The 14222-nt window shown below is 70.1% G+C and carries 16 protein-coding genes and 1 pseudogene; 11 read left to right on the forward strand and 6 right to left on the reverse strand.

Annotation, left to right across the window (positions count from 1 at the left end):
• The first annotated feature begins 304 nt into the window (after window positions 1–304).
• The 10 genes from ACIRO3_RS03780 (at window position 305) to ACIRO3_RS03825 (ending at window position 7689) form a co-directional block, all read left to right on the forward strand.
• Window positions 305–931, forward strand: coding sequence for a 2-oxo-4-hydroxy-4-carboxy-5-ureidoimidazoline decarboxylase (locus tag ACIRO3_RS03780; protein ID WP_404132009.1), 627 nt, complete (start codon window positions 305–307; stop codon window positions 929–931).
• 152 nt (window positions 932–1083) lie between these two features.
• Window positions 1084–1464, forward strand: coding sequence for a succinate dehydrogenase, cytochrome b556 subunit (gene sdhC, locus ACIRO3_RS03785; RefSeq protein WP_361778288.1), 381 nt, complete (start codon window positions 1084–1086; stop codon window positions 1462–1464).
• 5 nt (window positions 1465–1469) lie between these two features.
• Entirely contained in the window at window positions 1470–1961 is a 492-nt protein-coding gene (locus ACIRO3_RS03790; protein ID WP_361778285.1) for a succinate dehydrogenase hydrophobic membrane anchor subunit, read from the forward strand.
• A gap of 23 nt (window positions 1962–1984) precedes the next feature.
• Window positions 1985–3739, forward strand: a complete 1755-nt coding sequence (gene sdhA / locus ACIRO3_RS03795) for a succinate dehydrogenase flavoprotein subunit (RefSeq protein ID WP_361778282.1) — start codon at window positions 1985–1987, stop codon at window positions 3737–3739.
• Window positions 3739–4506: a succinate dehydrogenase iron-sulfur subunit gene (locus ACIRO3_RS03800; protein WP_053682828.1), complete on the forward strand. Its 768-nt coding sequence runs from the start codon at window positions 3739–3741 to the stop codon at window positions 4504–4506. The genes sdhA and ACIRO3_RS03800 overlap by 1 nt, the downstream gene beginning before the upstream one ends.
• Window positions 4507–4627: 121 nt before the next feature.
• A complete protein-coding gene (locus ACIRO3_RS03805) occupies window positions 4628–5143 on the forward strand; it encodes a hypothetical protein (protein WP_404132014.1) in 516 nt (171 codons plus the stop codon).
• Window positions 5144–5236: 93 nt separating this feature from the next.
• Complete coding sequence (locus ACIRO3_RS03810) at window positions 5237–5998, forward strand: alpha/beta fold hydrolase (RefSeq protein ID WP_404132017.1); 762 nt, start codon at window positions 5237–5239, stop codon at window positions 5996–5998.
• Between the two features lie 103 nt (window positions 5999–6101).
• Window positions 6102–6506, forward strand: coding sequence for a hypothetical protein (locus ACIRO3_RS03815; protein ID WP_361778273.1), 405 nt, complete (start codon window positions 6102–6104; stop codon window positions 6504–6506).
• A 5-nt stretch (window positions 6507–6511) separates the two neighbouring features.
• Entirely contained in the window at window positions 6512–6937 is a 426-nt protein-coding gene (locus tag ACIRO3_RS03820) for a DCC1-like thiol-disulfide oxidoreductase family protein (RefSeq protein ID WP_361778270.1), read from the forward strand.
• Entirely contained in the window at window positions 6919–7689 is a 771-nt protein-coding gene (locus tag ACIRO3_RS03825; RefSeq protein ID WP_404132020.1) for a TetR family transcriptional regulator, read from the forward strand. The genes ACIRO3_RS03820 and ACIRO3_RS03825 overlap by 19 nt, the downstream gene beginning before the upstream one ends.
• A gap of 110 nt (window positions 7690–7799) precedes the next feature.
• On the opposite strand, the pseudogene ACIRO3_RS03830 reads toward ACIRO3_RS03825, so the two are convergent.
• The 3 genes and pseudogenes from ACIRO3_RS03830 to ACIRO3_RS03840 form a co-directional block, all read right to left on the reverse strand.
• Window positions 7800–8225 (reverse strand): annotated as a pseudogene (locus tag ACIRO3_RS03830) (ABC transporter substrate-binding protein); the annotation flags it as partial.
• A 135-nt stretch (window positions 8226–8360) separates the two neighbouring features.
• Window positions 8361–9683, reverse strand: a complete 1323-nt coding sequence (locus ACIRO3_RS03835) for a metallophosphoesterase (protein WP_404132023.1) — start codon at window positions 9681–9683, stop codon at window positions 8361–8363.
• Window positions 9680–9925, reverse strand: a complete 246-nt coding sequence (locus tag ACIRO3_RS03840; RefSeq protein ID WP_053682813.1) for an SCO4848 family membrane protein — start codon at window positions 9923–9925, stop codon at window positions 9680–9682. The genes ACIRO3_RS03835 and ACIRO3_RS03840 overlap by 4 nt, the downstream gene beginning before the upstream one ends.
• A 121-nt stretch (window positions 9926–10046) precedes the next feature.
• On the opposite strand from ACIRO3_RS03840, the gene ACIRO3_RS03845 reads away from it, so the two are divergent.
• The gene (locus ACIRO3_RS03845) at window positions 10047–11285 is read left to right on the forward strand and encodes a D-alanyl-D-alanine carboxypeptidase family protein (RefSeq protein ID WP_404132026.1); all 1239 of its coding nucleotides are present in this window, start codon (window positions 10047–10049) and stop codon (window positions 11283–11285) included.
• 19 nt (window positions 11286–11304) lie between these two features.
• On the opposite strand, the gene ACIRO3_RS03850 is transcribed toward ACIRO3_RS03845, so the two are convergent.
• The 3 genes from ACIRO3_RS03850 to trpS form a co-directional block, all read right to left on the reverse strand.
• Window positions 11305–12234 carry a YihY/virulence factor BrkB family protein gene (locus tag ACIRO3_RS03850; RefSeq protein WP_404132029.1) on the reverse strand — a complete coding sequence of 310 codons (930 nt, stop codon included), beginning with the start codon at window positions 12232–12234 and terminating at the stop codon, window positions 11305–11307.
• Between the two features lie 157 nt (window positions 12235–12391).
• The gene (locus ACIRO3_RS03855; RefSeq protein WP_361778254.1) at window positions 12392–12988 is read right to left on the reverse strand and encodes a 2'-5' RNA ligase family protein; all 597 of its coding nucleotides are present in this window, start codon (window positions 12986–12988) and stop codon (window positions 12392–12394) included.
• 157 nt (window positions 12989–13145) lie between these two features.
• Entirely contained in the window at window positions 13146–14159 is a 1014-nt protein-coding gene (gene trpS, locus ACIRO3_RS03860) for a tryptophan--tRNA ligase (RefSeq protein WP_361778251.1), read from the reverse strand.
• Window positions 14160–14222 lie beyond the last annotated feature (63 nt).

Genomic DNA, 14222 nt, shown 5'->3' on the forward strand with positions numbered 1-14222 from the left:
TACGTGTGGCGCAAATCCGCACGTTACGGCTTTCAAGTACCTCTCGTCCACGAGTTGTACAGCGGGCGACCAACCCTGTGCGGAGCGGGGTGTGACACAAAACGCATCCGGGGCGCTGACAGGGATACGGGCTTGTCGCACGAGTCCGTGTCGGACGGCGACCGGGGCCTCTCCTGTGGGGGGTGGCGGCCTCGGTCGTCTTCCCCTCTTCCGGCTGGTCATACACGCCAGACGTCATCCTTTCGGCTCACTTACGAGTGAAATCCTCGGATGGGTACGACACACCCTGCCCTGCGTCGCTAGCGTGGCGATACACCCACGCCACGCCCCGAGGAGCCCCCCGCTGTCCAGCCACCTTCCGGCACAGGTTCGTGGCGGCTCCGACCCTTCTCACGGATCCGGGCTGACGCGGTTCAACGCCCTCTCGCCCGAAGCGGCCCACGCGGCCCTGTCATTCTGCTGCGGAAGCCGACGCTGGGCGCACCGGATGACCGCGCACCGACCGTATCCGGACGTCGCCTCGCTGTTGGCCGCGGCCGACGAGGCCTCGTACGACCTCTCCCAGGCCGACCTGACGGAGGCCCTGGCCGGCGAGGCCTCGGCGGAACTCGGGCACGGGGCCTCGTACGCCGCCCGGCTCGCCCTCGACGCGGCCCGGGCGGAGTACGAACGAACCTTCGGTCACGCCTTCGTGATCTGCCTGGACGGACACCCCCCGGAGGAGCAGGCGGACCAGTTGCTGGCCGCGATCCGCCGGAGGATGGCTCACGAGGTGGACGAGGAACGCTCGATCTCGGCGGACGAGCTGCGCCGGCTCGCCCAGGCCCGACTCGCCGGGCTGTTGGACCGACTGCCCGCCCTCTTGGACCGACTGACCTCGTCCGATGGGCTGTCTGCGGCCGATTTCGGGCTATTCGCCCCTGTGGGATAGCCCGTCCGTGCCTGTTTGATCACACCGATGGACCCGGCGCAAGGGAACCGACAAAGCGTCGCTACGATGTCCGGGGCCGGAGGACCGTACCCGGCCGGGCCCGACCGACAAAGAAGCCGGCTGGCCCCCGCCCCGCTTCCGGAGGGTTTTCCGTGCCGGCTGGAACGTTGTACCGCGGCCGGGAAGGAATGTGGTCCTGGGTGGCTCATCGAGTCACCGGCGTCCTCATCTTCTTCTTCCTGTTCGTACACGTCCTCGACACCGCTCTCGTCCGCGTCTCACCCGAGGCGTACGACGATGTCGTGGCTACCTACAAGACTCCGATCGTCGCGCTGCTGGAGTACGGCCTCGTCGCCGCAATCCTGTTCCACGCGCTCAACGGTCTCCGCGTGATCGCCGTGGACTTCTGGGCCAAGGGCCCGCGCTACCAGAAGCAGATGCTCTGGACCGTCGTGGGCATCTGGGTCGTCCTGATGGTCGGGGCCCTGTACCCCGTCCTGGGACACGCCGCAGCCGAACTGTTCGGGAAGTGACGCGCATGTCTTCTGACACTTCTCCCGAAATGACCAAGACGGCCATCGGCGACGTCGAGGGGGCCTCCCTCTACGACGTCGAGAACCCGGCGCCGTACATCGAGGCCCCGCGCAAGCGCACCGGCAAGACGCCGCGCTCGACCCGCGGCAACTTCGAGATGGTCGCGTGGCTCTTCATGCGCCTCTCGGGCATCGTCCTGGTCGTGCTCGTCATCGGCCACCTGCTCATCCAGCTGGTGCTGGACGGCGGCGTCTCCAAGATCGGCTTCGCCTTCGTGGCGGGCCGATGGGCGTCCCCGTTCTGGCAGGTCTGGGACCTGCTGATGCTGTGGCTGGCCATGCTGCACGGCTCCAACGGCCTGCGCACGGTCATCAACGACTACGCGGAGCGCGCCAACACGCGTCTGTGGCTGAAGGGCCTGCTCTACACCGCCACGGTGTTCACCATCCTTCTGGGCACGCTGGTGATCTTCACCTTCGACCCGAACATCCGCTAGGCAACGGGGCTGAGGCGAAACCAATGAAGATCCACAAGTACGACACCGTCATCGTCGGAGCGGGCGGCGCGGGCATGCGCGCCGCCATCGAGTCGACGAAGCGCAGCCGCACCGCGGTGCTGACGAAGCTCTACCCCACCCGCTCCCACACGGGCGCCGCGCAGGGCGGCATGGCCGCCGCGCTGGCGAACGTGGAGGACGACAACTGGGAGTGGCACACCTTCGACACGGTCAAGGGCGGTGACTACCTGGTCGACCAGGACGCCGCCGAGATCCTGGCGAAGGAGGCCATCGACGCGGTCCTCGACCTGGAGAAGATGGGCCTGCCGTTCAACCGCACCCCGGACGGCACCATCGACCAGCGCCGCTTCGGCGGGCACTCCCGCAACCACGGCGAGGCGCCGGTCCGCCGGTCCTGCTACGCCGCGGACCGCACCGGCCACATGATCCTCCAGACGCTGTACCAGAACTGCGTCAAGGAGGGCGTGGAGTTCTTCAACGAGTTCTACGTCCTGGACCAGCTCCTGGTCGAGGAGGACGGCGTCAAGAAGTCGGCCGGCGTGGTCGCGTACGAGCTCGCCACCGGTGAGATCCACGTGTTCCAGGCGAAGTCCGTCATCTACGCCTCCGGCGGCACCGGCAAGTTCTTCAAGGTGACCTCCAACGCGCACACCCTCACGGGTGACGGCCAGGCGGCCTGCTACCGCCGCGGTCTGCCGCTGGAGGACATGGAGTTCTTCCAGTTCCACCCGACGGGCATCTGGCGCATGGGCATCCTGCTGACGGAGGGCGCCCGCGGTGAGGGCGGCATCCTCCGCAACAAGGACGGCGAGCGCTTCATGGAGAAGTACGCGCCGGTCATGAAGGACCTCGCGTCCCGTGACGTCGTCTCGCGCTCCATCTACACCGAGATCCGCGAGGGCCGCGGCTGCGGTCCCGCCGGGGACCACGTGTACCTGGACCTCACGCACCTCCCGCCGGAGCAGCTCGACGCGAAGCTCCCGGACATCACCGAGTTCGCGCGCACCTACCTGGGCATCGAGCCGTACACGGACCCGATCCCGATCCAGCCCACCGCGCACTACGCCATGGGCGGCATCCCGACCAACGTCGAGGGTGAGGTGCTGGCCGACAACACCACCGTCGTGCCGGGCCTGTACGCGGCCGGCGAGGTCGCCTGCGTCTCGGTGCACGGCGCGAACCGCCTGGGCACCAACTCGCTGCTGGACATCAACGTCTTCGGCAAGCGCTCGGGCATCGCGGCGGCCGCGTACGCCCACGCGCACGACTACGTCGAGCTGCCGGAGAACCCGGCGCAGCAGGTCGTCGAGCTGGTCGAGCACCTGCGCAACTCCACGGGCCACGAGCGGGTCGCGGACCTGCGTCTGGAGCTCCAGGAGACGATGGACGCCTGCGTGATGGTGTTCCGTACGGAGCAGACCATCAAGACCGCGGTCGACAAGATCGCCGAGCTGCGCGCGCGCTACAAGAACGTGTCCGTCCAGGACAAGGGCAAGCGCTTCAACACGGACCTGCTGGAGGCCATCGAGCTGGGCAACCTGCTCGACCTGGCCGAGGTCATGGCCGTGTCCGCGCTCGCGCGCAAGGAGTCCCGCGGCGGTCACTACCGCGAGGACTACCCGAACCGCGACGACGTCAACTTCATGCGCCACACCATGGCGTACCGCGAGGTCGACGACAACGGCACGGACACGGTCCGTCTCGACTACAAGCCCGTCGTCGTCACCCGCTACCAGCCGATGGAGCGTAAGTACTGATGGCCACCCCCACCCTGTCCAAGACGGACGAGATGGAGGCGGCGGCCGCCGCCTCGCCGTTCATCACGGTCACCTTCCGGATCCGCCGCTTCAACCCCGAGATCTCGGACGAGTCTCAGTGGCAGGACTTCCAGATCGAGATCGACCCGAAGGAGCGCGTGCTCGACGGTCTCCACAAGATCAAGTGGGACCTCGACGGCACGCTGACCTTCCGTCGCTCGTGCGCGCACGGCATCTGCGGCTCCGACGCGATGCGGATCAACGGCAAGAACAGGCTCGCCTGCAAGACGCTGATCAAGGACATCAACCCGGAGAAGCCCATCACGGTCGAGGCCATCAAGGGCCTCACGGTGATGAAGGACCTCATCGTCGACATGGAGCCCTTCTTCCAGGCGTACCGGGACGTCATGCCGTTCCTGGTCACCAAGGGCAACGAGCCGACGCGCGAGCGCCTGCAGTCCGCCGAGGACCGCGAGCGTTTCGACGACACCACCAAGTGCATCCTGTGCGCCGCGTGCACGTCCTCGTGCCCGGTGTTCTGGAACGACGGCCAGTACTTCGGCCCGGCGGCGATCGTCAACGCGCACCGCTTCATCTTCGACTCGCGCGACGAGGCCGGTGAGCAGCGGTTGGAGATCCTGAACGACAAGGACGGCGTGTGGCGTTGCCGCACCACGTTCAACTGCACCGACGCGTGCCCGCGTGGCATCGAGGTCACCAAGGCGATCCAGGAAGTCAAGCGTGCGCTGATCACGCGCCGCTTCTGATCCGACGCCGTGTCGTCGCGGGCCCGCACCCCCTCTCCGGGGGTGCGGGCCCGCGGTGTTCCCGGACCATTTCGCGACCGGGGGGCGCGGGCCGCCGGCGGGCTGTGGAAGGATCGTGCGCATGAGCGAGCAGCAGCCGAACCCGTACTCCGGTGACCCGGGCGCCGTGGGCCCGCAGGACGACTACAGGTGGGGTCCGGGGAACCCCGGTTACGGCTACCCGCAGCCCTACTCGGCCTACCAGCCCACCCTCGGGGGCGGGATGCCGATGGGCGCCCCCGGCCACGGTGCCGGCGGGGCGCCCCTCTCCCTCGGCGACATCACCGTCTCCGGCGACCAGATCATCACCCCGGCGGGCACGATGCCGCTCAGGGGCGCGGTGTGGAACGCCATGGACATGTCCCGCACCGAGGAGAAGATCCCGACGCACGCGATCGTGCTGGCGATCTGCTTCGCGCTGTTCTGTCTCGTCGGCCTGTTGTTCCTGCTGATGAAGGAGAAGGTGACCACGGGCTACGTCCAGGTCACCGTCACCAGCGGCGGCCGGCACCACTCCACGATGATCCCGGCGACGGACGCGTACACCTTCCAGTGGGTCATGGGCCAGCTCAACTACGCCCGATCGCTCAGCATGTGACACGGCGCCGGGGCCGCGCGGCCCCGGGACGGCCGCTCGCCCGGCGCCCGATATCCGGTGGTGGCGCGGCGGGCGGGGCGCGAGGATCGGGGCATGATCCTCGCGCATGATGTGGCCGGCCCCCAAGACGGGCCGGCCTTGGTGTTGTTGCACTCCTCCGTCTGTGACCGACGCATGTGGGACGGGCAGTGGGCCCCCCTGGTCGAGGCCGGGTTCCGGGTGGTCCGGCCCGACTTCCGCACCTGTGGCGAGTCCCCCGCCGCCACCGCCCCGTACAGCGACGACGGCGACGTGCTCGCCCTGTTGGACGCGCTCGGCATCCGGCGGGCCGCCTTCGTCGGCTCCTCGTACGGCGGCCGGGTCGCCCTGCGGCTCGCCGCGCACGCGCCCGAGCGGGTCCGCGCCCTGGCCCTGCTCTGTCCGGCCCGGCCGGCGCACCGGCGGGGAGCGGCCCTGACGGCCTTCAACGCCGCCGAGGCGGCCCTGTTGGACGCCGGCGACCTGGAGGGCGCGGCCGAGCTGAACGCCCGCCAGTGGCTCGGCCCGGACGCCGACGGGGCGGCGCACGCCCTGGTGCGGGACATGCAGCTCGCCATCCTCCGGGCCGGCCTGTCCGCCGACGGGGAACTCGAACTCCCCGAGCGGCCCGTCGATCTCGCCGGCATCACGGCACCCGTCCTCGCGGTGGGCGGCGCCCACGACATCCCCGACTTCCGCGACTTCCCCGCCGAACTGCCCTCCCTGGTCCCGGGTGCCGAGCACGTGGAGCTGCCCTGGGCGGGTCATCTGCCCTCGCTGGAGCGGCCCGAGGAGACGGCGGCGCTGCTGGTGGGGTGGGCGGCGCTCCGGTCCTGACGCACGGCCGGGGGCGGGCCCGCCCGCAGGCTTGAACCTGTTCAAAAATAGGTCTACAGTCAGCGACGTCAGCAGTTGAACACGTTCAAGGGGGCTGGGGACCATGGACCTCACCGTGATCGCGTACGTCATCTACCTGGTCATCAGCATCGGGCTCACCATCTGGGTGGCCCGCACGCTCACCCGCAACGGCCGGGTCTTCATCGCCGACGTCCTCCAGGGCAACGAGAAGCTCGCGGACGCCGTGAACCATCTCCTGGTGGTCGGCTTCTACCTCGTGAACATCGGTTTCGTGACGCTCTACCTCCGCTCGGCCGAGACCATCACCGAGGCCCGCGGCCTCTTCGAGGCCCTGTCGGTCAAGCTCGGCGTCGTCCTGCTCGTCCTCGGCGTGATGCACCTCGGCAACGTGTGGGTCCTCAACAAGATGCGCCGCCGGGGCATCATGGAGCGTCAGCACACCCCGCCGGTCGCCCCGCAGGGCTGGACCGCGCCCGCCCGGGCCTGATCCCGATGACCGACACGAGCATCCCGACCAGACACCTGACGGTGCTGTACGACGCCGGTTGTCCGCTCTGCGTCCACATCCGGCACTGGCTCCTGACGCAGCGGTGGCTCACGCCCCTGTGGCTCGTCCCGGCCGGATCCCACGAGGCCCGGCGCCTGTTCCCCGGCCTCGACCACGAGGAGACGCTCCGGCGGATCACCGTGATCGGCGACCGGGGCCAGGTGTGGACCGACACCGACGCCCTCATCGTGTGCCTGTGGGCCCTGGCCGAGCACCGGCCCAAGGCGAACTGGCTGGCCACCCCGGCCGGCCGGCCCTTCGCCCGGGCGGCGATGCACACCGCCTCCGCCTGGCGCTCCGCGGTCCGTACCAACGGCGAAGCGGAGCACGGGGATGCGGCCTGTGAAGACCGATGCGCCGTACCCCGATAAGGTCGGACACCGTGACTGATCAGAAGGCTCCCAAGAGCGAGCAAACCCGCACGCTCATCCTCGAAACCGCGCTCCGGCTCTTCCAGGAGCGCGGCTTCGACAAGACGACCATGCGGGTCATCGCCAAGGAGGCGGGGGTCTCGGTCGGCAACGCGTACTACTACTTCGCCTCGAAGGAACACCTGGTCCAGGGGTTCTACGACCGGATCGGCGCCGCACACCAAGCGGCGGTCCGGCCCATCCTGGACAGCGAGACCGACTTGCAAAAGCGGCTCGCGGGCGTACTGACGAGCTGGCTGGACATCGCCGCGCCGTACCACGAGTTCGCTTCGCAGTTCTTCAAGAACGCGGCCGACCCGGAGAGCCCCCTCAGCCCCTTCTCGCCCGAATCGGAACCGGCGCGCAAGGCCGCGATCGACATGCACCGCGAGGTGCTGGCGGGCGCGAAGACGAAGGTGCCGGACGAGCTGGCCGACGTACTGCCGGAGCTGATGTGGCTCTCGCAGATGGGGCTGGTCCTGTACTGGGTCTTCGACCGCTCGCCGGACAGCGAGAAGACCCGCCGGCTCGCCGAGCGCGGCGCGCAGCTGACGACGCGCGGCATCATCCTGGCGCGGTTCCGGGTGCTGCGACCGCTGGTGCGGGAGGTGCACGAGCTGTTCGCCGACTTCCTGCCGGGCATGGCCCGGACGGTGGTGTCCCGCAAGCGTGCCTCGGACCCCGACCCCGCTCCCGACTCCGGGAAGGGGTAGGGGTCCGACGCCGTTCGGGGCCGTCGCCCCGGGGCGTGGCGCTACAGCCAGTCGAGGTCCTACAGGGTGTACGCGTCGAAGGCCCCCGCCGCGTACTGCTTCTGGAAGTCCTCCAGGTTCGGCTTCAGCTCGGCGCTCTGGCCTGCCTCGTACGCGGCGAGCACGTACGGGCCCGAGGCGTCGACCTTGCCGTCCCGGCGCAGCGCCCCGGCCGGGTACTTCTCGCGGTCGACGATCGAGGCGGCCCCCGCAGCGATCTTGAAGGGGAACGTGGCGTCGCGCGCGGAGAGGTTGAAGGTGACCGTCCGCCCCCCGGCCTTGACCGACTCCGGGGTGTTGAAGAGCGGCGCCGGCCCCTGCGCGGAGTTGATCTTCTTGATCCGGTCGAAGGAGTGCTTGACGTCCTGCGCCGTGATCGCGCGGCCGCCCGAGAACTTCGCGTCCGGGCGCGGCTCACACTGGTACGTGGTCAGCTTCCGGCCGAGGAACCGGCAGGCGGAGGCCGCGTCCGGGACGGGGGCCTCCGAGCCGGGCCTGCGAGGACCAGAGCGGCCGCGATCACCTTCGAGCGGACAGACCGCATCCCCTGCACCCCGATATTCGAACCCGGTATCCGACTATCGGTCACCCGATCATGGAAAATCGGCCAGTGGAAGGCATGTCATGCCTGGTCAGGCCTGATATGAGGCGAGTTCGACCACGGTGATGTCGGACGGCGCGCCGACGCGAACAGGCGGCCCCCAGGCGCCCGCGCCGCGGGACACGTACAGCTGTGTGTCGCCGTACCGTTCCAGGCCGGCGACGGTGGGGTTGGCGAGCTCGGCGAGGTGATTGCCGGGCCAGAGCTGACCGCCGTGGGTGTGCCCGGACAACTGGAGGTCGACCCCGTGCCGGACGGCGTCGTGGATCACGATCGGCTGGTGGGCGAGGAGGACGGCGGTCCGGGACCGGTCGCGGTCGCCGAGGGCCGCCCGGAAGTCGGGGCCGTGGCCCTCGCTCTCGCCCGCGACGTCGTTGACCCCGGCGAGGTCGAAGTACGGGAGGGCGCGGCGGGCGTTCTCCAGGGGCTGCAGCCCCAGCTCCCGGACGTGGTCGACCCACTGCTGTGCGCCCGAGAAGTACTCGTGGTTGCCGGTGACGAAGAACGATCCGTGCCGGGCCCGCAGGCCGCGCAGCGGTTCGGCGGCCCGCCCCAGGTCGGGCACGCTCCCGTCGACCAGGTCGCCGACGACGGCGATCAGGTCGGGCTGGGTTCCGTTGACGGCGTCCACGACCCGTCGGGTGTGGGCGCTGCCGAGGATCGGCCCGAGGTGGACGTCGCTGACGACGGCGATCCGGAAGCCGTGCGCGGCGCGGGGCAGCTTGGCGAGCGGCACCCGCACCCGCTTGACGCGCGGCCCGCGCAGCACCCCGTACGTCCCGTACCCGACCGTCGCGAGGGCGGCCGCGGCGGCGGTCCCGCCGACGGTCCGCGCGACGAACCGGCGCCGGGTGAGGACGGCGGGATCGAAGACGGGCCCGGAGGCGGGCGTGGGACCGGGCGCGGCCTCCGCCGCCGGGTCGGGTGCCGCCGCCGCGTCCACCGGCACGGAAGCCGGGGCCGGGTCGGAGGCCGGGGCGGAAGCCGGGGCCTTGACCGGGGCGGAGGCCGGGGCGGGGGTCCGCGCGGCCCGCGGCTCGATCCGGCGGAGCCAGACGGCGCGGACCACCTCCCCGACGAGCATCGCCAGGGTCAGGTACAGCAGCACCGCGAGCCACATGAACCCCGGCCACGCCACCGCCTGCTGGAGCCGGAACGGCGCCCCGGCGCGCCCGGCGACCAGGGCGGCGACGGCCGCGAGCGGCAGGACGAAGGCCAGGGCGGTCCCCGCCCGGCGCGGCAGGGCGCCCGGTCGGGTGGTGTCGCGGACCAGGCGGATCCACAGCCAGCGGTGGACCAGGGCCAACAGGCCCAGTACGGCGAGCGCGACGAGCGCGACCACGATTACGGTCATCGTGATTCACGCCGCAGCGCGCGAAGGGAACGCAACCCGATCACACCAACGGCCGTCCCCAGGAGAAAGGACGCCACCGCCAGTCCACAGTGGACCCAGAAGTAGGTCGTGGGGTCGCCGGCGGTGTCGAAGGCCAGACCGCTGCCGTTCTTCCACAGGTTCCGGACGAAGGACACCCAGATGATCCAGCTCCACACTCCGAAGGCGAGCAGGAACCAGGAGGCGGTGCGGCTGAGTTTCATGTCCCCAGTATCGGATTCGTCCCCGGGACGGACGCGCCAGGGTGGGCTAGACCGGCGGTGGTTCCGGCGGGTTGGCCGGTCAGCGACGGTGGACAGCCCATCGGGATGTACTTTCACCTGCGTGTATGCCAAGAAGACCGCGCTGACGGTCCTGTCCGCCGCGCTGCTGGTCCCCGCGATGATCACGGTCCCCGCGCACGCCGCCCCGGCGCCGCCCGCCGACGGGAAGGGCCGACCGCCGATGGACGGTGGCCCCCCGGCGTCGATGTCCACCGTCGGCGGCACGACGCTCGGCCAACCGGGCACCCAGGTGAACCTGCTGCCCGGCGCGCCCGCGCTGCCCACGAACCTCACGGGGCGGTCGTGGATCGTCGCGGACGCCGAGACGGGCGCCGTGCTGGCGGCGCACAACGCGCACTGGCGGCTTCCCCCGGCGTCCACCATGAAGATGCTGTTCGCGGACACCGTGCTGCCGACCCTGCCCAAGAACCAGGTGCACAAGGTCACCGAGCAGGACATGGACGGGGTCGGCGCGGGCAGCAGCCTCGTCGGGGTGAAGGAGGACCACGAGTACACCGTCCACGACCTGTGGCTCGGTGTGTTCCTCCGCTCGGGGAACGACGCCGTGCACGTGCTTTCGGCCATGAACGGCGGCATCGAGAAGTCCGTCAAGGACATGCAGGCGCACGCGGAAGAGCTCCAGGCCCTCGACACGCACGTGGTCTCCCCGGACGGGTACGACGCGCCGGGGCAGGTCTCCAGCGCGTACGACCTCACCCTGATCGCCCGCTCCGGGCTGCAGAAGGCCGACTTCCGGGAGTACTGCGGCACGGCGAGCGCGAAGTTCCCGGGCTTGCAGGAGACGGGCAAGGACCGCGACTACTTCGAGATCCAGAACACCAACCGGCTGATGACGGGCGCGTACGGGCTCTCCCCCTACAAGGGCATCGCCGGGGTCAAGAACGGCAACACCAGCATGGCCGGCTCGACCTTCACCGGCGCGGCCCAGCAGGGCAAGAAGAAACTGCTGGTCACGGTGATGAATCCGGGCTCGGACGGGGCCAACTCGGTGTACGAGGAGACCGCCGCGCTCTTCGACTGGGGTTTCTCGGCCTCCGGGAAGGTGAAGCCGGTCGGTGAGCTGGTGCCGCCCAAGAGCGCCGACACCAAGTCGCACGGCGCCCCCGCCCGATCGCACGAGAACGCGGCGTCGGCGGGCGGCGACGACTCCGGGAGCAGCGGCGTCGGCACCGCGCTGGGCATCGCGGGCGGGGCGCTGGCCATGCTGGCGGGCGGGGCGTTCGTGGTCAACCGGCGGTGGCCGCGCCGCGGTCGCCGGGGCGACGAGGACCTCGTCTAGCCAGGGTCTGTCTTTCGGATCAGGCCGTGCGCGCGGGCCCCGCGGAAGGGCCCGCGCCATCGCCCTCCGCGTCGCCGCCCTCCGAGCCGTCACCGTCCGCGTCGTCGCCGGCCGCCGTCCAGGCGGCGCAGAACAACAGCAGCTTCGCCGTGAAGTTGATCCACAGCAGCAGAGCGATCGGCACGCCGAAGGCCCCGTACATGCTCTTCGCGGCGACCTCCCGCATGTAGCCGCTCAGCAGCAGCTTCAGGAGTTCGAAACCGGCGGCGCCGATGAGGGCGGCCTGGATCAGCCGGCCGCGCGGCGGCTCCACCCCGGGCAGCAGGGTCAGCACGTACAGCAGGAGCAAGAAGGCGGCCACCACGCCGACCACGAAGGCCCCGGACCTCAGCAGCGCGCCGCCCGCGCCCTCGCGCGGGATGCCGAGCCAGCCGCCGAACTTGCCCACGGCGCTGGAACCGAGGATCGAGGCGGCCGCCGAGCACAGCGCCGCGCCGCCGAGGCCGAGGAGCACCAGCCCGTCCTTGCCCTTGCGGGCGATCGGGTTGCCCAGGTCCTCGTCGTCCTTCCCCCACACGGCGCGCAGGCAGTCGCGCATCGAGCCGACCCAGCCGATGCCGGTGAAGAGCAGCAGTGCGCCCGCGACGAGCCCGATGGTGCCCGCGTTGGCCACCAGCGCGTTGAGGTCGAGCTGGTCGGAGATGCCGGGCACCTGCTCGGCGAGGTTCTTCTGCAGCCGGTCGAGCTGTTCCTTGCCGAGCAGCGCCGCGCCGACGGCGGCGGCGACGGTGATCAAGGGGAAGAGCGCGAGGAAGCTGATGAAGGTGATCGCCGCGGCCAGCCGGGTCCAGTGCACCAGGTCGAGCCGCTGGTAGGACCGCCACGCGTGCGTCCGCATCGCCGCGGCCGCCAAGGGGCCGATCACCGGGAGTTTCGTCAGCCAGTCCATGGGGTCACCGTAAATGAGCTGCCGGAAATAGCCGGGATTGTCGGTTTTGAAGGCTACGGTCGTCGATTGTGACTTTTCGCCCGACGGCTCGCCCGTTCCACGCCCTGGTCCTGCGCAGGCTCAGATTCCGCACGTTCCAGGCCTTGCGGCCGCTTCGCTACGAGCGACGCGCGGTCCTGCCGGCCGCTTCATCGGTGGGTGAGCCCAGTTGTGCCGGAACGCCGGTCGGGCCCGTGCCGAAAGGGTATTCACGCAGCTTGCGCCAGACCCCGTCGGAGCCCTGTTCGTAGAGTGCGAAGCCCTCGCACAGCCAGCCGGCGGCGTACTCGGAGAGGGTGGTGAACGCCAGGTCCATGGCCTCTTCGGAGATCCCGTGGGCGACCGTGACGTGCGGGTGGTACGGGAAGGCCAGCTCGCGGTCGATCGGCCCCTCGGGGTCCCGGAGCAGGGCCTGGAGGCGGGTGCAGCCGGCGCCGCCCTCGACGAGCCGGACGAAGACGACCGGCGAGAGGGGGCGGAAGGTGCCGGTGCCCTCCAGCCGCATCGCGAACGCGCGGAACGTCGCCGCGACCTCGGCCAGGTGGGCCTGGATCGCCGGCAGCCGCTCGGCGTCCACCTCGGTGGGCGGCACGAGCGTGACGTGCGTGGGGATGCCGTGCGCGGCAGCGTCCCCGAAGCCGACCCGCAGCTCTTGAAGGCTGCTGCCGTACGGCTCCGGGACCGCGATCGAAACGCCGAGCGTTACGGTCCCCACGTCTGTCTCCTCCGTCTGTCGCGTCGTCTGTCGCGTCGTCTGTCGCGTCGTCTGTCGCTTCGCGTGCGCGTCGCTGTCGCGTCCGTCCGCCCCGTGATCGGGGCCGCCGCATCAGTGTGATGCCAGCACCCCCCGAACCGCCAGGGCCCTCTGTCGGTCAGTGCTTGGCGGGCAGGAACCCGAGGCGGTCGTACGCCTGCGCCAGGGTCTCGGCGGCGACCGCGCGAGCCTTCTCCGCGCCCTTGGCCAGCACGGCGTCCAGGGTCTCGGGGTCGTCCAGGTACTCCTGGGTGCGGCGCTTGAACGGTGTGACGAAATCGACCATCACACCGGCCAGGTCGGTCTTCAGCGCGCCGTACCCCTTGCCCTCGTACCGGGCCTCCAGCTCGGGGATCGCGTCGCCCGTGAGGGTGGAGTAGATCGTGAGCAGGTTGCTGACGCCGGGCTTCTTCTCCGTGTCGAAGCGGACCTCCGCCTCGGTGTCGGTGACCGCGCTCTTGATCTTCTTCTCGGTGACCTTGGGCTCGTCGAGGAGGTTGACCAGGCCCTTGGGGGACGAGGCGGACTTCGACATCTTGATCGCCGGGTCCTGGAGGTCGTAGATCTTCGCGACCTCCTTGACGATGTGCGCGGCGGGCAGGGTGAAGGTCCGGCCGAAGCGCGTGTTGAAACGCTCGGCCAGGTCGCGGGTCAGCTCGATGTGCTGGCGCTGGTCCTCGCCGACGGGCACGGCGTCGGCCTGGTAGAGCAGGATGTCCGCGACCTGGAGGATCGGGTACGTGAACAGGCCGACGGTGGCGTTGTTCGCGCCCTGCTTGGCGGACTTGTCCTTGAACTGGGTCATCCGGCTCGCCTCACCGAAGCCGGTGATGCAGTTCATGACCCAGCCGAGCTGGGCGTGCTCGGGCACGTGGCTCTGGATGAAAAGCGTGCAGCGCTCGGGGTCCAGGCCGGCCGCGAGCAGTTGGGCGGCGGAGAGCCGGGTGTTCGCGCGCAGGTCCTTGGGATCCTGCGGCATGGTGATCGCGTGCAGGTCGACGACCATGTAGAAGGCGTCGTGCGTCTCCTGCAGGGCGACGTACTGACGAATGGCCCCGAGGTAGTTCCCGAGGTGGAACGAACCGGAGGTGGGCTGGATGCCGGAGAGCGCGCGAGGACGATCAGAAGCCATGGCCTCATTCTCTCAGGTGCGATGGCCGTCTCGGGCCTGGCGCCGGCCGGATCCCGTGCCGGA

Source organism: Streptomyces sp. NPDC102278, from assembly GCF_044766345.1.
Taxonomy (GTDB): domain Bacteria; phylum Actinomycetota; class Actinomycetes; order Streptomycetales; family Streptomycetaceae; genus Streptomyces.